Below are 20,669 nucleotides of genomic sequence, written 5' to 3' on the forward strand. Positions count from 1 at the left end.
ACTTAACAATATTTATTATTTTATATCAATTGAATTATCTGCTTGTTTTGTAGGTTCTTGTATTACTATTTTTTTAGTTTCTTCTTTAGACTTACCTGAATTTGTAGTATTATCACTACTTCCACTATTTGGTGTTAAACTAATACCGTTATCTTTAGGTAGAATTTCCACCAGCTCCGCTATTACTATTACCACTTGTTGCAGGTACATCTGGTTGTAAGTCTATAATATTATTTTTTGTTTCTGTTTTACCAGTATTATCATTGCTCTTATTTGAACCAATATTAGATTCAGTTGTATCAGATGGAGCATTTATTTTAGGTTTATCTGATGCTGGTTTATCAGATTTTACCTCTGGATTCTCAGTAACTGCTGGAGCTTTATCATTTTTATTATCATCAAATTGCCATTGATTTGGATTTTCACTGTCTTTTATACTTTCAGTAATATCCTTAACTGGAGCTGTTTTAATCTTATCCTTTATTTTCTCATCTGTTACACGAGCTGCTGCTTCATATCTACCTAAACTTATATTTTGTTCTTTAGCTTTGCTTACATCCTCTTTATCTCCTGAAACAAAGGTTACTTGTTTTGGATCAAATGAAGAATATATAGCTCCCTCTAAATTTTTCACATATGTCTCATCATTTCCATTTTCAAACATATATCCAACTAAAACTTCATGATTTTTTTCTAGGTAATTATTTGCAATAAGTTTATCTTTTATTTTTTGTATTCCGCTTTCAAGAGGAATATCCTTAATATCGCTAAAATCCATACTCTTACCATCATCATTTACTCCTTCAACCTTGATGATGTTAAGTTTACTATCTGCTTCTATTTGTATACTTGGGTTAATATCCAAGCTAACAACTGCAAATGCTTCCTGTGGTCTCATTATCTGAAAGAAGGTGAATATAATTAAAAATAATGCAGCAATTGATCCGAATGATTTCTTAAATCCATTAAATTTATAACCATTCTTTGTTGTTTTATTTATAATATCTTCATTAAAATAAAATATTTTTTGACCTATTTTCATATCATTTTTATAAGCTATCTTTTCCATTAAGCCTTCATCATTTAAAGCTATAGCATAATTCTTCTTTATCTCCATTATTATCCCTTTATTCAATTTTTTCACCTACTTTCTGATCCAATTTTTTAAAGCATTAAGGTTTTTATCAATTATAATAACCACAGAAATAATAAATTTTTTACTTCTTTTTATTACCTTTTCTGTAACAGAAAACTTTGCTACTATTCTTGTAATAGGCAATCTCTTCTTCAAATACATAAACGAAGTAAATTCTTCTTCTACACTAATTTGTTCTGCTAACATAATTGCATTTTTTCTTGTAGCTTGTTGTTTGGGAGCCTCATTTACCAAATCTTCAAATGTAAAACCGAACGAACCGATCTCAGTTTTAAGCTTGTTTATTTGTTCTAGTAGTAAACTATTATCTTCTTTAGGCTCAAAATACTCATCTTTTATGTCAACTCCCTTATCTAATAAATCATCAAGAGATGAATGTTGATGCTTATTTTCGCTTTTCAAATAATTTTTAATTCTACTTCCTATAACAAGTTTTGCATATGATAGAAAATGGCCTTTCTCATTATCATATCTTTCAATAGCCTCGTGAAATCCTAGCAATCCAACACTAAGTTCTTCATCATTCTCACAAGATACATATCTTCCAGTTACTTCTGAAATACTTTTAATAATAAAAGGCATATGATTCTCTATAAGTTCATTGATACTTGTGTTCTTATCAACATTTAAATCTATTAAAACACATTCAAGCATTTCATACGCTCCCTTCTCCGGTCATAATAATATACAATATAAATTAATCTTTTTGGTACTTTTTATTGAATTAATGAAAAAGTTTATTCATAATCCTTTATTTAACACTTCCAAATAAAATGGAAACTCAAATTCATTATAACACGTAATAAAAATTTTTTTAAATAAAAAAATAAAAGGAGCTTAGAGACCGGCGAAGGACACTCTAAGCTCCAAATTAGCACTTACGTACCAACTGCTTTTATAGAATAACATAAAAGCTTTCCAATATCAACATAAAAGTTAAATAAATTATATATATTAACACATACCTCCATTATTACTGTTATCTCCGCCACAAGCATTCATATTATTTGAATTTGCTTTTATATTCTTCTGAGAATATTTTTTCATGTAATCAATCATTCTTGATTGTAGCTTATTTAGGCTATTTAAATATTCATAATTATCTGGTTCCAGCTCAACTGATTTTTTTAAGTAATTTAACCCACTTTCAAACCATCCTTTTTGAACAGAAATAAATCCTTGTAAATAATTCCACTCTGATGAATTTGCATTATTAATCAAATTCAATTTAGCTTCAGCTTCTACGAAATTTTTTTTGTCAATTAATTCTCTAATTTCTTTATACAAGTCACCATTTAAAATCTTTTCATATGCAGCACTTATACTTAATATTTTTTGCCTTGTTGTTTCATCTTGATTCTCTGAATATTCTTCAATCATAGATTTAAATTTATCTCTTATTTCGTCCTGTGACGCAGTTTCATCGATATCTAAAACTTTATATGGATCCAATACCACCACACCTCAAAATATATTTTTCCATTATTAAATATATTTATAAAAGTTCTTAATATTCTAATACCTCTAGATAATTTATTAATACACATATCAAAATATATCAAAGCATATAATGATTTAAAGCAAATTTTATAAAAAGTATTTCTTAAGAATTACAGATCGTATACTTTCATATTTTATATAAGACGGAAGTTCTTTCTTTAATACATTTATCTTTTCATACCCATGCTTTTCACATGCAGCAGAAATTAATTTTGCATCTTCTTCACTATAAAATTCATCAAGATCAATTTCAAAAATATTTTCTCCAAATTGTCTAATATAATCTGTAACATATCCTAAAACAGTAGAAATTGATAATTCAAGTTTCTCTGATACTTTATGAATATTAATTTTTTCTCTAAGCATATCAATAGCAATTTGATTATTTTCTCTTTGTTCTCCATCAATTATGACTTTTCTTCGTTTTCTTTCCATCCAATCTACCTGAATATGATTTTCATCGATATAATCTTTAACAATTTTTATAATACTATCTCCATATTCACTTATTTTTTTAGGACCCATTCCACTTATATCTTTTAATTTTTCAAGGCTATCAGGATATCTACCACTAATTTCTTTCAACGTATTCATAGTAATTATTGCTTGAGGTAAAACACCTTCTTTTTTTGCTAGTTGTTTTCTCAAGATATCTAATTTATTATATAGAGTTAAATCTGTAGTCACCACCAACTTTAACTCCTCATCATTTACTTCGTCAGTATTTGACTTTTCTTCTTCAACATTATTATCAGGTATTTCAATATTATGTTCTTTTACAAATGCTATTATAACATCTTCGAAAGCTTTTCCATATTTGCTATATTTAACTTCCCCAACTCCAGAAATATTAAGCATTGCACTTCTATTAACAGGAAATTTAGATGCCATTTCTTTTAAGGTTATATCACCAAATATAACATATGGCGGAACATTATTTTCACTTGCTAAATCATGTCGTATTCTTCTAAGAATTTCAAATAATTCGTTATCTTCCTTAACTTTTTGTTCAACCTTAAATTCTTTTAATTCAACTTTTTCTTGTGAAGTTAACACCATTCGGGATTTTTCATTTAAACTTAACACTGGATAAGTTCCCTCAATTACATTTATGTAGCCATGAGAAATTAAAGTATTAATAAAAGTCTTAAGCTGATCTGAAGAATACTCTTTCATCAAGCCATAAGTTGATAATTCATGAAAATTAAATTGAATAACCTTTTTATTTTTAGAGCCTCTAAGTACATCAACTAGCATTCCAATACCAAATTTTGTTTTCATTCTATAAATGCATGATAGTACTTTTTGCGCTTCGATAGTTTTATCCACAAGTTCGCCTTCACTTAAGCAATTGCTGCATTTATTACATTCTCCTGCATGGGTTTCGCCAAAATACTCAAGAATATATTTTCTATAACAATCATTGCTATAAACAAAATCCATCATTTGTTGTAGTTTTTTATATTGATTATTCTTTCTATCAATATTTTCTATTGAATTCTCAATTAAGTATTTTTGAACTTGAACATCTTGAGGTGAAAATAATAATATGCATTCACTCTCACCACCATCTCTTCCAGCCCTCCCTATTTCTTGATAGTAACTTTCTATATTCTTTGGCATATTATAATGAACTACATATCTTATGTTTGGTTTATCTATTCCCATTCCAAATGCATTTGTTGCTACCATAATATTTGCTTGGTCATAAATAAAATTCTCTTGATTTTCTTTTCTTGTATTTTCTGACAATCCAGCATGATAATGAGCGACTTTGTATCCTTTAGCATTTAGCATTTCATAGACTAAATCAACTTCTTTTCTTGTTGCCGCGTATATTATCCCTGAAACTTCTTTATTATTCTCTATATATTTGAATAGATACTCTTTCTTATTTCCGTTTTTAACTACGTTTATAAGCAAATTTTCTCTGTCAAAACCTGTTATAAAAACTTTTGGATTCTTCAATTTAAGAAGATTAATAATATCTTCTCTAACTTCTTCAGATGCTGTTGCGGTAAACGCTGTTACAATTGGCCTATTTTGAAGCAAGTTTATAAAATCTGATATTTTTCTATAACTACTCCTAAAGTCATGTCCCCATTGAGAAATACAGTGAGCCTCATCAACAGCAATTTGTGATATACAGCATTTTGATATTACATTAAGAAATTCAAATGATTCTAATCTTTCTGGTGCAATATAAAGTATTTTTATCTCACCATCTTGCAGCTGTTCAATTACCTGATTTTCTTCTACAGAACTTAATGTGCTATTAATTAATGCCCCATTTATACCCATATCTTTTAATGTATCAACTTGATCTTTCATTAATGAAATCAGTGGTGAAATAACTACGGTAATCCCTTCTAATATTAGAGCAGGAATTTGATAACATATGGATTTACCTCCTCCAGTTGGCATTATGGCTAGTACATCTTCTCCATTTATTATCTTATTTATTATATCTTCTTGACCTTTTCTAAAGGTTTTATACCCATAATATTTTTCTAAAGCTTCATGTGCTAGTGCTAAGTCATTCATTAATTAATACTCCTTAAATAATTTATTCTATAATTTCTAAAATCAACTCACTTAATATTTCCCAATAATATTATTGACGCTATTGTATATATTTTAATCATTCACAATTCTTAAACTTAATAATGTTATGTACAATAAAAATAGGACTGACAAAAGTTCAATCCTACCTTTATTAATATAAAATCAAAATTTTACTTAGCTAAAATTTCAACTCCAGTTTCTGTTATCAAAACAGTGTGTTCCCATTGAGCTGATAATTTATCATCAGCTGTATATATAGTCCATTCATTTACTTCATCAACAAAAACATCAAAATCTCCTTCATTTACCATTGGTTCTACAGTGAGAACCATTCCTGGTACTAGAAGCATTCCAGTTCCTTTTTCGCCTACATGAGGTACAAAAGGTTCTTCGTGGAATTGATTACCTACCCCATGACCACCTAAAGCTCTAACTATTGTATATCCGTTTTTATGGGCATGTTCTTGACAAGCAGCTCCTATATCACCTAAAAAGCCCCATGGTTTTATTGCCTCTATTCCCTTAACCATAGTTTCTCTAGCTACAGTAACTAGTCTTTTTGCTTTTTCATCAACTTCCCCAATCATAAACATTCTTGAAGCATCTGAGTAATATCCATTTAAAATTGTTGAAACATCAACATTTACTATATCACCATCTCTTAAAATGATTTTTTCATCTGGGATACCATGACAAACTTCATTGTTAATTGAAGTACACACACTCTTTGGAAAGCCCTCAAAATTTAATGGAGCTGGAATCCCACCATTTTCTGTTGTATAGTCATAAACTAATCTATCAATTTCTTCAGTACTCATTCCAGCTTTAATTTTACTTGCTACCAAATCTAATACTTCATTATTTATTTTAGCACTTTTTCTAATGCCCTCTATATCTTCGGGACTTTTAATTATATCTCTTGGTGGCACTATATGCCCTTTATGTCTATAACTTTCAATTTTTTCATCAAATTCTAAGTGGCATTTTTTATACTTCAATCCACTACCACACCAACATTTTGCATTTCTATCAAAATTCATTTTCTTAATAACACCTCTTCAAACTTATCTATATTAAAGAACTATAGATTTCATATTTTTTTATAATTTACTTTCTAATACATTATATATCAATAACATAACATTGTAACCATTAATTAGTTACTTTTTTGCTTTATCAACATTAATCTTTTTACCCTTAATTGTCATAGTTTTTAATTGTTCTATAACTTTTTTGCCTTTTCCATTTAAAATATCTACATAAGATACAGAATCCTGTACATCAATAATTCCAATATCATCTGCACTTAAACCCTCTATATTACAGATAGCTCCAACAATGTCCCCAGGTCTGATTTTCTTTTTCTTTCCTCCATTTAAATATATTTTTGTTATATCTGAATTAATAACTTTACTCTTTTCTTTCTTTGCTTTAGGTTTACTTTTTAAAAGTTTAATAGAAACCTCTTTATTTTCTTCGATTTCTTTTTCATCCAATTGATTATATACGGGTATATTAAATCCTATGTATGCTTCAATATCCATTAATAAATTATTTCCTTCATTAGCGCAAAAACTAATAGCCTTTCCTTTAGCACCCGCACGACCACTTCGCCCGATTCTATGTACATAAGCTTCTTTTTCAACTGGTAAATCGTAGTTTATTACATGCGTAATTCCTTCAATATCTATTCCTCTTGATGCCAAATCCGTTGCTACTAATAACCTAAATTCTCCACGCCTAAACTTTTCCATAACCTCAAGCCTCTCTTTTTGCATAAGGCCTCCATGAATCTTATTACTTGAATATCCTTTAGATTTCAAATATTCAAAAACCATGTCAACATTTTCTTTTGTCTTTGCAAAAATTACAGCTGTCTCAGGTTTTTCACATATTAATATATTATTTAATGCCTCTAACTTCTTATCATACTGAACATAATATAACCTATGTTCAATATTATCTGTAATTAACTTTTGACTCTTAATACTGATATCTATGGGCCTATCCATATGTCTTTCACATAAAGCTTTTATTTCTTCTGGGATTGTTGCTGAGAATAGCATTGTTACTCTCTTCTTTGGAATTCTTCTAATAACGCCTTCAACCTGCCCTATAAAGCCCATATTTAGCATTTCATCAGCCTCATCAATAACAAAATACTTTATTTTTGTAGTATCAAGACTTCCTCTATCTATGTGATCTAAAATTCTACCTGGAGTTCCAACTACTATATGTGTTTTTTGCTTTAATTTTCTTTCTTGTTCCGAAATTGGCTCCTTACCAAAAACAGCAATTGCTCGTATTCTTTTGAATCGTCCTATATTTGAAATATCATCGCTTACTTGCACTGCAAGTTCTCTTGTTGGTGTCAAAATCAATACTTGAGGAATATTTTCTTCCCAATTTATTTTTTCACATAAAGGTATACCAAAAGCAGCTGTTTTTCCACTTCCTGTCTGTGACTTAACAATGACATCTTTATTTAAAAGAACCTCTGGTATAACCTTCTCTTGTACTTCAGATGGCTTTTTATATCCAAGTCCTTCAATAGACTTCAAAAGATCTTCTCCAATTTTAAACTCGCTAAACCCATTCTTCATTATTTAAATTTCTCCTTAATCTAATAATTTACACTTTTATTCCTTTGTAATTATAATCTTTCTTATTATACCATCCTTATCTATTTTTAAAACATTAAAAATCATATCTATATTTATATCTTTACAATCATATCAAATTTAATTTGTTAGTTCTATCAATTAAAAATAGAATTTTGTCAACTAATAGTTGCATTAAAAGCAAATTATACAAGTTTATCTGGCAATATTCATATAATAAAGATATAATTAGTTTGCAATGATAAAAAATCAAGCTGTTAATCAAATTTTAGTTAACTATTCTAACTTAAATATATTTTTTCATTGTGAAGTAAATCTAAACATAAAAGGAGAAATTAATGAACAATTCATTTAGCGATTTAAATTTAAATTCAAATATAGTAGAAGGACTAAAAAAACAAGGAATTACTGTTCCAACTGCAATTCAATCATCATCAATTATTCCAGCTATTGAAAATAAAGATATAATTGGTGAAGCTTTTACCGGAAGCGGAAAGACCTTAGCATATCTAATTCCATTATTTCATAAGATAGATACAACAAAAAGAGAAATGCAAGGAATAATTTTAGCTCCTACTCACGAACTTGCTATACAAATTGAAGATCAAATTAAGCTTTTAGCTCAAAACTCTGATGTACCAGTTACATCTTTATCAATAATTGGAGATGTAAATATCAATAATCAAATTAAAAAATTGAAAGATATTAAACCTCATATTATTGTTGGCTCAACCGGAAGAATTCTAGATCTAATTCAAAAAAAGAAAATAACTGCTCATACTATTAAGACAATTGTTATAGACGAAGCCGATAATTTATTAGACCCAAAAAGAGCTCTTGTCACTAAAAACATTATTAAAACAACAATGAGAGATAGACAACTTATGATTTTTTCTGCCTCAATTAAAGCCGAAACTTTAGAAACAGCAAAAACTTTAATGAAGGAACCTTTAATTATAAAAGGTGAGGATAAACCACAGATCAACCCTAATATTGAGCATATGTTTATTGTATGTGAAAGACGTGATAAATTTGAAACTCTAAGAAAACTTCTTGTCGCTGTTAAGCCCGAGAAAGCAATTATTTTTGTTAATGATAATGATGATATTGAATTAACAACTGTAAAACTAAATTATCATAGTAAAGATTGTTTTGCAATGACTGGTAAAATATCAAAAGAAGATAGAAAACTTGCAATCGAGAGTTTTAAAAATGGTAAAATTAAAATTCTAGTATCTTCAGATGTAACTGCTAGAGGTTTAGATGTTGAAGGAATAACTCATGTATTTCACTTAGATTTACCTTTGAAATTAAATGAATATTTACATAGAGCTGGAAGAACTGCTAGAGGAGATGCTCATGGTACTTCTATATGTGTAACAACAATCAAACAGTTAAGTATAATAAAAAAATATGAAAGAGAATTCAATGTTGAATTTAAACAAAAAAAAGTATTTGGAGGAATTCTTGAAGACTATAATTATTCCCTTGAAGTAAAAAATGATAATTCAGAAAACAAATCCTACAACAACAAATTTAACAAATCAAAATTTCATAAATAAATTTTATATTAAATCAAAAGTTTTATATAAAAGGCTTGATAATACTGTTATTAAGTCTTTTATTCATATTATATAAGTTCTAATTAAGGCATTACATCTCACATTAAGAAATCCTGAAAGGAAAAGTGAGAATCGAAATTTTACATTTCGCTATTCGAACTTTCTCTGTGAGCTTCGTGGCTAATGACAATTGATAATGAACATTGATAATTGAACTGTATATATTTTAAATATTTCTCTATAATAATCAACTTATTTTTTAGTAGTATTTATTTTAAAATAAGTTATCATATACTATATTAGTTATAGATATCCAAATTAATAATTCAACTTATAAATGTAATATATATGTATTATTGAGAAATTATAATCGTAATACTACACTAGAAATCAGATACATTTTTCTGGAAGCAGGCATGTGAAATTGAGCTGATGATGGTTCTTAATGGGGGCTTGTTTCATTTTCAGCTTGTCCAGATTTTACATCTGGAACACCTGAAATGACGACAAGCCGCCATTTAGAACTTTCCAGCGAAAATTTCACTAGTCCTGTGGAAGATAAATGTATCTGATTTAGGTAATTGTTGCATACGTCTAATTTTCGATTTGAATATCTTTAATAAGAACATAAAGGGGACACTTTAATGAACAACAATAAAATTCTTTTAAATTTATTAGCACTAATTACAGTACTCATTTGGTCTACTACTTTTATTTTTAGTAAAATATTATTAAATATTTTTACTCCACTTGAAGTTATGTTTTATAGATTTATAATTGCTTATATTTTATTGCTTATAATTTATCCTAAATTTCACAAAATACATTCTTTAAAAGAGGAGTTCATGTTTTTGATATGCGGTATTACAGGAGGGTCACTTTACTTTTTAACTGAAAATTCAGCTGTTAAAATATCACAAGTATCAAATGTCGGACTTATAGTTGCCACTGCACCAATTATAACTGCTCTCCTTGCTCATTTTTTTACTAAAGGTGAACATATAAATAGAAATTTAATCTATGGTTTTATTATTGCAATTTCAGGGGTTTTTTTAGTTATTTTTAACGGTAGCTTTATGCTTAAATTAAATCCAGTTGGAGATATGCTTGCCTTAGGCGCAGCAATATCTTGGTCAGTTTATTCTATAACAACTAAAAAGTTTGGCAGTAAATATAATCATCTATATTTAACTAGAAAAATTTTCTTTTATGCTTTGATAACTATGGTTCCTTTTTTATGGACGTCAGAATTTAATTTTGATATAAAAAAAATCCAAAATATCAGTGTTATTATGAATCTTCTATTTTTAGGAGCCATAGCATCTAGTTTATGCTATGTTGTATGGAATTTTACTGTAGACAAGCTTGGAGTAATAAAAACTAATAATTATATTTACCTTATTCCAGCCTTTACATTATTATTTTCTATTTGTATCCTAAATGAAAAAATCACTTTATATTCTGCACTTGGTGCATTATTCATTTTCTTAGGTGTATATGTTTCAGAGAATGGTTCCAAGCTAGGTAATTTACTTCTTTCTAAAAATTTATTTAAATCTAAAAATGATTATTAAACATACAAGGCACATTAAGAAGATAGCGCAGATATATCTCCCTAATGTGCCTAATTGATCTCAATAAATTTTCAATTTCGCTTAATCTATAAATTAAAATATACTATTTAAGATTCTCTATATCCCCCATATATTCAACGGGTTCCATTTTTACTTTTACTCTTACAATAGTCTTATGACCATCTAATTCTAAATTCTTTTTATCTTTTTTTAATTCTTTTTCATCTTCATAGATTCCTAACAATGTAGATTCCACTTCATGTCCATTAACAACGCTTGCCTTTAATACTGCAAACACCTCTTTTTCTTCATTTACTGTACCAAATTTTACTGTATTATCTCTACCCATTTTAATTATCTCCCTTGCTTTTTATTTTTTATAAACTAATTATAATACTCTTCGCACACGTGTGCAATAAAAGATATTATTTTAACAAATGAATTAATCTAATACTCTATAATATAATATTTTTAGGATAATTATTTAATCAATTTTTACATTAATTATAAATTTTTTCTATTTTTTTCTTGCATTATTTTTTAATTTATAGTATATTAACAACAAGATGTTTAGAATTATAAAATTATAAGGAGGTTTAACTATGGATACAAATATAATATTTACTGCTATTATAAAATCAAATATATTTTATTATTCATCTGTGAAACCTCATAAGAGATATGCTATTTGATATACATTTTTTACGTTTAGCATTTAACTTTTATATTGTTTGTTTAACACAGCTCTGAATAGCTGTGTTTTTTTGCGTTTAATTAATTCAAACTCATCTATATCAATATAGATATCTCAATAATTTTAAACAGTCAAATCCATTAAAGGTACAATTTCAGTTAAGTAATAATTCGTGACTGCAGTCCAAAAATAATATTTGTTTACTGACTAAATTGTATTTGACAAAAATAGTACATAAATAGATAAAGGAGGAATTTTTATGACTTTATTCAAAAATTACATTGTAAAGCAGTGGAAATTATTTATTATTCCCTTTTTTGCAATGATTATATGTATCTGTGCAGATAGTTCTTATCCCTATTTTCAAAAGATATTTATAGATAATATAATTCTAGGAAATAATCACGATTATTTAACTATTTTTTTAGGAATAATTTCAATGATAGCATTACTTCATGGTTTATTTGCTTATATTAATGAATTTTTATTTGATAAATTTGCATTAATCATCTGCAAAAAATTGAGACAAGATTTATATACCAAATTTCAATCCTTTGAATTCTCATTCTTCGATAATAATAATACTGGGGAATTACTTTCAAGAATTATTGAGGATGTTGATGTTGTTTGGGATACATTAGCCTTTGGATTAAGATTATTAATCGAAGCAATAATACTCTTTTCAGTATCAGTAACTATTATGTTTAGCATTAACAAAACTTTAACAATTATTTGTTTGATAGTATTGTTGCCAGTTGCTTATATTGGAATGATTATGGACAAGAAGTTTTGGAATGTATATTCACAAATAAGTGATCAAACCGCTGAAATTAATTCTATAGTTCAACAAGATGTTTCTGGAATTAGACTTGTAAAAGCTTTTGCTCGTGAGAAATATGAAATATCTAAATTTTTAAAAGTAAACCAAAAATTCTATGATTTAAATGTTGACCAAGCAAAGATTGTTGGTACCTATGGTCCTTTGATTGAGCTACTAACAAATTCTGCTCCAATTTTGATGATTATATACGGAGGTTATCTATGTATTCAAGGGAATTTAAGTTTTGGAAGTCTAGTTGCTTTTACTAGCTATATTTTCAATCTATCGTGGTGTGTAAGAAATTTAGGTGCATTTATTAACTTACTTTCTCAAAATAAAGCTTCTATGAGCAAGATTGCAGATATATTAAATAGAAAATCTGCTATTGTTTCAAAAAATGATAGTTATAACCCTACTGACGTTAAAGGAGATATTGTCTTTAAAAATGTAAGCTTTTCTTATAATAATATTGAAATTCTCCACAATATAAATTTAAATATACCTCATGGTAGTACTGTTGCAATAATGGGAACTACTGGTTGTGGTAAAAGTACTCTACTTTCTTTAATTGGAAGATATTACGATGTAACTGCTGGAGAAATTTTAGTAGATAATGTTAATGTTAAAGACTGGAATTTAGAAACTTTAAGAGCTAATATGTCAGTAGTATTCCAAGACACTTTCCTATTCTCAGATACCATAAAAAACAATATTGATTTTGGTAGTGGTAAATCAGAAAGTGCATTAATCAAAGCAGTTAAAGATAGTACCGCTCACTCATTTATTAAGGAAATGCCTGAAGGCTTTGACACAATAATTGGAGAAAGAGGTCTTGGTCTCTCTGGAGGTCAAAAACAAAGACTAGCTATATCAAGAGCTATCATAAGAAAATCACCTATTTTGATTCTTGATGATTCAACTTCAGCTCTAGATATGGAAACAGAATTTAAGGTTCTTCAAAACTTAAAGAATGATAAGAAAAAGACAACAACCTTTATAATTGCTCATAGAATATCTGGTGTAAAAGATGCTGATATTATACTCTTCATGAAAGATGGTAAAATTATCGAAAAAGGCACTCATTCCAGCTTAGTTAATTCAAAAGGCTATTACTTTAATGTTTATTCTCATCAATTCCAAGATTTTGAAGCCCTGACATTGGAGGCGAATTAATATGAATGATATAGTTCATGAATCATCAAAAATTCAAATAATAAAAAGATTATTAACTTATGTTAGACCTTATAAAATAAAAGTTGCTTTTGTTGTATTTCTTTTACTTGTTGTAATGTCTTGTAACACTCTAACTCCATATTTAATGAAGTTATCCATAGACACTTTTGTTGCCGAAAAAAATATACAAGCTCTATTATTACTTGGTGGTGGTTTAATTCTTTTAAATATATTTTCTACGATCCTTTCAGGTATAAGAACAATAGCGATGTCTAAAATCACCAATCAAATACTTGTAGATATTAGACATAGTTTATATACCCATATTCAAACTTTAAGTTTTAATTTTTTTGATAATCGTCCTGTTGGAAAAATTATTTCTCGAGTTGTTGGAGATGTTAATGCTCTTCAAAATTTGCTAAATAATAGTATTGTAAATTTAATTCCAAATGTATTCACTATTATTTTAGTAATTTGCGTAATGCTTTTCCTAAATCCAATGCTTGCAGGAATTTGCCTAATTACTATGCCATTATTACTTTTTGTTATGCTTTTTATTCAAATTAAAGCAGACAAAAAATGGAGACTATTTAGAGAGCATCGTTCTTCATTGATTGGATATACTCATGAATCGCTTTCTGGTATGAAGGTAATCCAAGGCTTTAGTAAAAAATATTATGCTAAGGATAAGTTTGATAGCCATATTGGAAAACATTCAAAAGGCTTTATGACAGCCGTTTTCACTCAAGATTTCTTTTGGCCATTTTTAACTGCATTTCGTGGCTTAAGTATGGTTATATTATTAGTTTCTGGTTATTTACTTAATAAACAAGGAAATTTAAGTTTAGGTACATTAATGGCATTTTTTATGTATATTGAAATGCTTTGGAGACCTATAATAAATTTATCATCATTTTATAATGCATTTGTTACAAGTATGTCTGCTGGTGAAAGAATTTTTGATATTTTAGACACCACTAGTGACATTGTTGATAAAGATTCTGTTAAGTGCCTTCCACCAATAAATGGAGAAATTGAATTTGATCAAGTTACTTTTTCATATACAAATGCTGAAATAGCTGCTCTAAAAAATACTACTTTTAAAATAAATCCAGGTGAAAAAATTGCATTAGTTGGTGAAACTGGTGCTGGCAAAACAACAATAACCAATCTAATAAGCAGATTTTATGATCCTACTTTAGGTTCTGTTAAAATAGATGGCATTGATATTAAAGAGGTTACAATTGAAAGCTTAAGAAGCCAAATGGGAATTATGCTTCAAGATTCATTTTTATTTTCAACTACTATTAAAGAAAATATTAGGTATGGTAAATTAACTGCCACTGATGAAGAAATAGTAAAGGCTGCAAAAGCTGTTAACGCTCATGAGTTCATAATAAAGCTTGAAAATGGTTATGATACTGATGTAAATGAACGAGGTTCAAGACTTTCTCTTGGTCAAAGACAATTAATAGCCTTTGCAAGAGCTCTTATTTCTGATCCAAGAATATTGATATTAGATGAAGCTACAGCAAATATTGATACTCAAACTGAAATATTAGTTCAAGATGGAATAAAAAAACTTATGGAAGGACGAACTTCTATAGTAATTGCTCATAGACTTTCTACTATAAGGGATTGTGATAAAATCTTTGTGCTTTCCCATGGAAAAATAGTTGAAGCTGGTACTCATGAGGAGCTACTTGCTAATCATGGTTATTATTACAAGTTATATACTGCTCAATACAGCTTTCTTAAGCAAGATGCATAAAAAATAGAAAATCACATGCTCTAAGAAATTACTACTTTTTTCTTGAGTATGTGATTTTTTACACAGATTTCAAAAGTAAGCATTTTATTTTTTATCCAAATAGTGTAAAGTTTTATTTTGAATTCTTAATTCTTAATTTTTCTATACCTATTACTGGTATGTAATGACTAACATTATTATCGTCTTGTATCTTTGAAATTCTAATCTTCCCTTTTGCAACAACATAATCATTTTCATGTAAATCATTAACTTTATCATATTCTCCAATTATTCCAACAGCTTTTGAATCTGCTGCACAGCAGTTCATAATTAATCTTTCTATTATACACTGATTCTTATTTAAATAATCTTCTTTACAAACAAAACCTACAACTTCTAATTCTTTTCCTAAATATTTCTCTGGGTTCATCCTTATATCTTCAAGAACCATGGGATTACTATCATTTACAATTATGGGCTTCCCAAAATTTTTCTTAGAATTATCTTCAATATTATCTAAATTTATATTTTTATTTTTCATTTCATATTCAAGTAGGAATTGTTTATCAATATTACTAATCTTGTTTTCTTTAAGTTCATTGTTTAACTCAAAGTGCTTAAAGGTTTGATGGGTTCTTATTGAAATCACTCCCAATATTATAGCTAAAATTATAGGCAGTAATTTAATTTTAATATTAATAGCACTCTTTGGAGTTAATACATTTTTTACTTGAAAAATTGTAATAATGCTTATACTTGTTATAGCAAAATAAATATATTTTGTCATATTATTTCCAATGTAGAAATTAATTTTATTAGTAATCACTAAATCTAGTAAAAATAAGTCTAGTAAAAATAAAACTATAAACCATAAAAATTCATCAAAATTAAATCTTTTCACTTATATATCTCCCTTCATGGATTAATTATAATTGTTCTTACAATCCACATAACATGTATAAGAAAGATATACAAAATACTATACTAACTGTAGTTAAGGTTAATTTAAATACAAAACCTTTTTTGAAAGCACCTATTAGCATAATAAGATTTTTTAAATCAAGCATAGGCCCTAAAATCAAAAAGGCAGCCACTCCACAAAATGAGTAATTACTTAAAAAGCTTCTTCCAACGAAAGCATCAACCTCAGAACATAAAGATAAAAAAAAGCCAAGTAACATCATTATAATTATTCCAAATACTTTATTATTAGATAAAAAGTCCATATTCCCATGTGGTACTATAATTTGAAATAAACTTGAGATAAATGCTCCAAAAATTAAATATCCCATAATATCTAAAAACTCCCTATTAGTATGCTCAATAACAGCTCTGAATTTATTTTGGCTTTCAACAAATGAATTACAGCCACAATTACAATATGCCTCACTTTCAAAAAAATCCATGATTACTGGTTGTCCACTATTTTCTAATGCATTTACAATTATTCCAATTAAAATAGCACCAACAATTCCTCCAATAACTCTAATAAATACCATAATTATTTTATCGTAAAATGCATAATAAGTTGACATTATTACCACTGGATTAATTATAGGTACCGCAAGCATAAACGTCACTCCAAATCCGACTGGCATCCCTTTTTTAATCAATCTTCTTGTAATAGGTACTATGGCACACTCACAGATTGGAAAAATCAATCCAATTAATGCTGCAACCAAGTATCCAACAGTATTAGAATTAGGCACTAATTTTGCTATAAATTTCTCAGATATAAATGTTTGAATTATTGCTGATACTAATGCTCCTATAATAATAAAAGGAATTGCTTCAATTAAAATGCTTGTGAATATACTTGAAAAGTCTCCTATTTCTTTTAGAAAGGTACCTTTGTCATTAGTATAAAACCAAAATAGCAATACAATCGCACAAATAAAAAGAAATATTAAAATCTTACTATTACAATTCTTCATATACTGATATTAATTCCTCCAAATTTTCTTTAATATGTTTTAAAGTGATTTACTACTTTGATTCTTAATTTCTTTAAATATCCATTATCCAAAACTTTAGCTTCCTTTAATGTAGATTTAACAGAATACTTATTATTCACTTTTAATATATATGCTCTAGGATTTATATTTCTAATTTTATTAATATTTTGATCTAGTAATTCTTTTCTACAGTAATCTGTATTATTAACAACTATCATATTTGCATTCTGTATAAAAGGAACTATAAAACTTCCCAAATTATCAATAAATTGTTTCAGAGTAATACCATCAGCTACAAAAAATACAGTAGTAATTTTGCAACATTCTTTATAGACTTTTTCATTTAAAACATCAAGAATAGTATTAAATTTTATTGTTCCATTATATTCAACAATTATTCTATTTGGATTATATTGTCTTATTAAAGATATGAGTTTTTCTTTTAGTTCATCTATATCGTACAACTTATGAACTATAAATGAATTATTATTGTTAGCCAGCTTAATTTCCTTTTTCCCATGTTCTAGTTGTAAAACTAAAATTCTTTCGCCCTCTACTATACTTTCGCTTAAAATAGAATTTATAAATGAAGTTTTCCCAGCCCCTAAAAACCCCGTAACTAGTTCAATATGTATTTTCACTTTCCCACCATCCCTTTTTGTTACGATTTAATAATAAGCGGTCTACTATTCATTACTTACTAAATAATTGCTCTAATTCTGTTCTATTTAAATGACTTCCAATAATCGATAAAACCTTCACATTAGACCATTTAATATTCCTGCTTTTGAATTCATTAGGAACATAATCAAATTGATGAAATATACCCTTGCAATCTTCTACTACTCCTTTTGCCCTTATTATATTCCCATAAATATCATTATTAGAAATCACTTCAAACTTTTTTTCAATTTCTTCTATGTTAACATTCTTATTAATATAGATTGGAAAATTCTCAAATATTTCTTTTGCTGAATGATTTATTTCGCGTTTAAGAAAGTTAGTACTATTATTGCTCTTTATTTCGCTTTGTAAAGTATTGTTCTTTAAAAAATCTTTAGCCTTCAAATTATCCCAACTATCATATATAATTTCAGCTCCAGAATTAATAGTTTTTAATGAACTGATTATTTCATCAATTGCTTTTCTATCCAGCATTTGGCTCCTACTTAGAACAATTTTATTTGCTTTTTTTATTTGATTTTCATAAAATTCTTTAAAGTTCTTCAAATACATTTTATAATTTCTAACATCTATTAAGGTAAATATATTTCTTATTTCAAGTATGCTTTGAAACCTAGAACCATTTAGCAAATTTAGTATTTCACTTAACTTTGCTACTCCTGAAGGCTCTATAATTACTTTATCTGGATTATACTGGTTTATGACTTCAATAATTGCATCCCCAAAGTTTCCAGATACTTGACAACAAATACAACCTGAATTGATTTCTTTTACATCAATTTTACATTCTCTAAGTATCTGTCCATCTATTCCAACTTCTCCAAATTCATTTTCAATAATTACTGTATTATTTCCATAAGCCTTTTCGCTTAGTAATTTCTTTATTAACAATGTTTTTCCAGCACCTAAAAATCCAGAAAATATATCTATCTTAGCTTTCATTACTCTTTTCCCTTTCTTTAATTATGTTCATATTTTTATTTATACTATTAGTTTTTGATATATATGATTGAACTTCCATACAATTTTTTCAAGTCACGATAACCAGTAAACTGGTGGAATTCTAAATACAAAAAAACATCCATAATTAATAAATAATTATTAATTATGGATGTTATATTTATTAAACTATTAATTTGGATAATAGAAGAAGTGTGTTGCTCTGTCAGTATTTGCTCCATCTATAAATATCAATCTCTTATGAAGGGTACCTCCATAAGTTATTCCTTGATTATCTACAATGTATGCATAACCATTTTCATCCCACCCCATGAATATAAATACATGAGAATATCCATTTGTAAATACAAGATCTCCTGGTTTTAATTGTTGTAAATCATAGCTATATACAAAGCCCATTCCTTTTAATATATTTTCAAATTGAACTGTATTACATGTTCCTCTCGGAATATTAACTCCAATTCTTCTTAGAGCTTCTGATGAAAAATATACACAATTATTTTTAAGATCACCACCGTGCAAATCTATCGCAGTACTATCAACACTTGCTTGGTTAGCTGGTGAAGTCATATATTTAAACAATTGATAATTTGTGTTTGAATGAGAATAATTATAAAGAGTATTTACACTTTGACCATTAGGCTGAATATAATTATAATTATCAAGCCATACATTTGTCATTAAGGAACCATCGCCAGAAAAAGTATATTTTTTTCCACTAATAGTAGTTTGTCCAATAGTCATTACTCCTGTTTTAGGATCAAGATAATACTTCTTATTATTGTAAATTACCCATCCGTATTGCATTGCACCAATGTTACCAAAATAATACCACTTACTATCAACTTTTTGCCATCCTGTAACCATTATTCCATTATCATCAAGATAGTATTTAACATTTTTTATTGTTTGAAATCCTTTTTGCATTATTCCTTTATCATCAAAATAATACCATTTTCCATCAATAGATTTCCAATCATTTTTTACTAGTCCATTCATCTTATCAAAATAGTATTTATTATTATCTTTATCAGTTTCCCAACCTTCTCTTACATTTCCATCATCAGTAAATTGATATTCCTTACCATCAATTGTCTGAGTTCCTTTTATTCTTTGTCCTTTTCTATCTAAGTAACACCACTTTCCTTTAAGAAAATGCCATCCTTCATCAAGACTAAATCTATTACCTTCTACATCACTATATGTATATTTCCCATTAATAATTTTTTGTTCTATGTTATCAGGTAATTTAGTTAACTTATTGTCTCCTAAATCCAAATAAGTCAATTTAGGCAAATCTCCCAAATATTCCGGAACTTGTCCAGTTAATCGGCAATAATTCAAATTCAAATACTCTAAATTTTTTAATAATTTCATTTCATCTGGTATTTCAGTTTCAATCTTCACAGATTTTAAGTCGAGTTTCTTTATGCTTAAAAAATCTTGATTTGTAAGATCATCAACCTTTTTATTTAATTGCTTAGCCACCTCTTGAGTAAGCCAGTTATCATGAACATTAATACTAATTTGCTCTGATATCTCCCCATTAATTCTTGTATCTTTTGCATAAGTCACAGCTGGCGAGCTGCAAATACATAAAAATACTGCTAATACTACTAATTTTTTCACCTTATTATGTCGCATTTAATCGTCTC

Annotated in this window: 17 protein-coding genes; 4 read left to right on the forward strand and 13 right to left on the reverse strand. The window is 27.7% G+C overall.

Annotated elements, in window-relative coordinates:
- Positions 1-15: 15 nt before the first annotated feature.
- The 7 genes from CSPA_RS29790 to CSPA_RS16285 all read right to left on the reverse strand — a co-directional run bounded on the left by CSPA_RS29790 (position 16) and on the right by CSPA_RS16285 (position 7,824).
- Positions 16-171 carry a hypothetical protein gene (locus CSPA_RS29790; protein WP_158399835.1) on the reverse strand — a complete coding sequence of 52 codons (156 nt, stop codon included), beginning with the start codon at positions 169-171 and terminating at the stop codon, positions 16-18.
- Positions 155-1,117, reverse strand: coding sequence for an anti-sigma factor domain-containing protein (locus tag CSPA_RS16260; RefSeq protein WP_242838568.1), 963 nt, complete (start codon positions 1,115-1,117; stop codon positions 155-157). Before CSPA_RS16260 ends, CSPA_RS29790 begins: the two co-directional genes overlap by 17 nt.
- Before the next feature lie 27 nt (positions 1,118-1,144).
- A complete protein-coding gene (sigI, locus tag CSPA_RS16265; protein ID WP_015393431.1) occupies positions 1,145-1,810 on the reverse strand; it encodes an RNA polymerase sigma factor SigI in 666 nt (221 codons plus the stop codon).
- A gap of 300 nt (positions 1,811-2,110) precedes the next feature.
- Positions 2,111-2,608, reverse strand: a complete 498-nt coding sequence (locus CSPA_RS16270; protein WP_015393433.1) for a J domain-containing protein — start codon at positions 2,606-2,608, stop codon at positions 2,111-2,113.
- A gap of 135 nt (positions 2,609-2,743) precedes the next feature.
- Positions 2,744-5,200 (reverse strand): DNA helicase RecQ, encoded by a 2,457-nt coding sequence (gene recQ, locus CSPA_RS16275; RefSeq protein WP_015393434.1) that lies wholly within the window; start codon positions 5,198-5,200, stop codon positions 2,744-2,746.
- 191 nt (positions 5,201-5,391) lie between these two features.
- The gene (locus tag CSPA_RS16280) at positions 5,392-6,261 is read right to left on the reverse strand and encodes a methionyl aminopeptidase (protein WP_015393435.1); all 870 of its coding nucleotides are present in this window, start codon (positions 6,259-6,261) and stop codon (positions 5,392-5,394) included.
- A gap of 120 nt (positions 6,262-6,381) precedes the next feature.
- Complete coding sequence (locus CSPA_RS16285; protein WP_015393436.1) at positions 6,382-7,824, reverse strand: DEAD/DEAH box helicase; 1,443 nt, start codon at positions 7,822-7,824, stop codon at positions 6,382-6,384.
- 356 nt (positions 7,825-8,180) lie between these two features.
- Here CSPA_RS16285 and CSPA_RS16290 point away from each other — a divergent pair, with 356 nt between their 5' ends.
- Both CSPA_RS16290 and CSPA_RS16295 read left to right on the forward strand, forming a co-directional pair.
- Positions 8,181-9,404: a DEAD/DEAH box helicase gene (locus CSPA_RS16290; RefSeq protein ID WP_015393437.1), complete on the forward strand. Its 1,224-nt coding sequence runs from the start codon at positions 8,181-8,183 to the stop codon at positions 9,402-9,404.
- A 644-nt stretch (positions 9,405-10,048) separates the two neighbouring features.
- The gene (locus CSPA_RS16295; RefSeq protein WP_015393438.1) at positions 10,049-10,978 is read left to right on the forward strand and encodes a DMT family transporter; all 930 of its coding nucleotides are present in this window, start codon (positions 10,049-10,051) and stop codon (positions 10,976-10,978) included.
- A gap of 103 nt (positions 10,979-11,081) precedes the next feature.
- Here the strand turns inward: CSPA_RS16295 and CSPA_RS16300 are convergent, their stop codons facing one another.
- Positions 11,082-11,327, reverse strand: a complete 246-nt coding sequence (locus CSPA_RS16300) for a hypothetical protein (RefSeq protein WP_015393439.1) — start codon at positions 11,325-11,327, stop codon at positions 11,082-11,084.
- A 604-nt stretch (positions 11,328-11,931) separates the two neighbouring features.
- Here CSPA_RS16300 and CSPA_RS16305 point away from each other — a divergent pair.
- Both CSPA_RS16305 and CSPA_RS16310 read left to right on the forward strand, forming a co-directional pair.
- On the forward strand, positions 11,932-13,665 hold the full coding sequence (locus tag CSPA_RS16305) for an ABC transporter ATP-binding protein (protein ID WP_015393441.1): 1,734 nt from the start codon (positions 11,932-11,934) through the stop codon (positions 13,663-13,665).
- Position 13,666: 1 nt separating this feature from the next.
- A complete protein-coding gene (locus CSPA_RS16310; RefSeq protein WP_015393442.1) occupies positions 13,667-15,436 on the forward strand; it encodes an ABC transporter ATP-binding protein in 1,770 nt (589 codons plus the stop codon).
- A 112-nt stretch (positions 15,437-15,548) separates the two neighbouring features.
- Here CSPA_RS16310 and CSPA_RS16315 read toward each other — a convergent pair whose 3' ends face one another.
- The 5 genes from CSPA_RS16315 to CSPA_RS16335 all read right to left on the reverse strand — a co-directional run bounded on the left by CSPA_RS16315 (position 15,549) and on the right by CSPA_RS16335 (position 20,658).
- Positions 15,549-16,316 (reverse strand): TIGR03943 family putative permease subunit, encoded by a 768-nt coding sequence (locus tag CSPA_RS16315; protein WP_015393443.1) that lies wholly within the window; start codon positions 16,314-16,316, stop codon positions 15,549-15,551.
- 37 nt (positions 16,317-16,353) lie between these two features.
- Positions 16,354-17,349 carry a permease gene (locus CSPA_RS16320; RefSeq protein WP_015393444.1) on the reverse strand — a complete coding sequence of 332 codons (996 nt, stop codon included), beginning with the start codon at positions 17,347-17,349 and terminating at the stop codon, positions 16,354-16,356.
- Positions 17,350-17,378: 29 nt separating this feature from the next.
- Positions 17,379-18,011: a GTP-binding protein gene (locus tag CSPA_RS16325; protein ID WP_015393445.1), complete on the reverse strand. Its 633-nt coding sequence runs from the start codon at positions 18,009-18,011 to the stop codon at positions 17,379-17,381.
- A 52-nt stretch (positions 18,012-18,063) separates the two neighbouring features.
- Positions 18,064-18,996: a GTP-binding protein gene (locus CSPA_RS16330; protein WP_015393446.1), complete on the reverse strand. Its 933-nt coding sequence runs from the start codon at positions 18,994-18,996 to the stop codon at positions 18,064-18,066.
- Between the two features lie 189 nt (positions 18,997-19,185).
- Complete coding sequence (locus CSPA_RS16335; RefSeq protein ID WP_015393447.1) at positions 19,186-20,658, reverse strand: leucine-rich repeat domain-containing protein; 1,473 nt, start codon at positions 20,656-20,658, stop codon at positions 19,186-19,188.
- Between the last annotated feature and the right edge of the window lie 11 nt (positions 20,659-20,669).

The organism is Clostridium saccharoperbutylacetonicum N1-4(HMT), from assembly GCF_000340885.1.
Taxonomy (GTDB): domain Bacteria; phylum Bacillota; class Clostridia; order Clostridiales; family Clostridiaceae; genus Clostridium; species Clostridium saccharoperbutylacetonicum.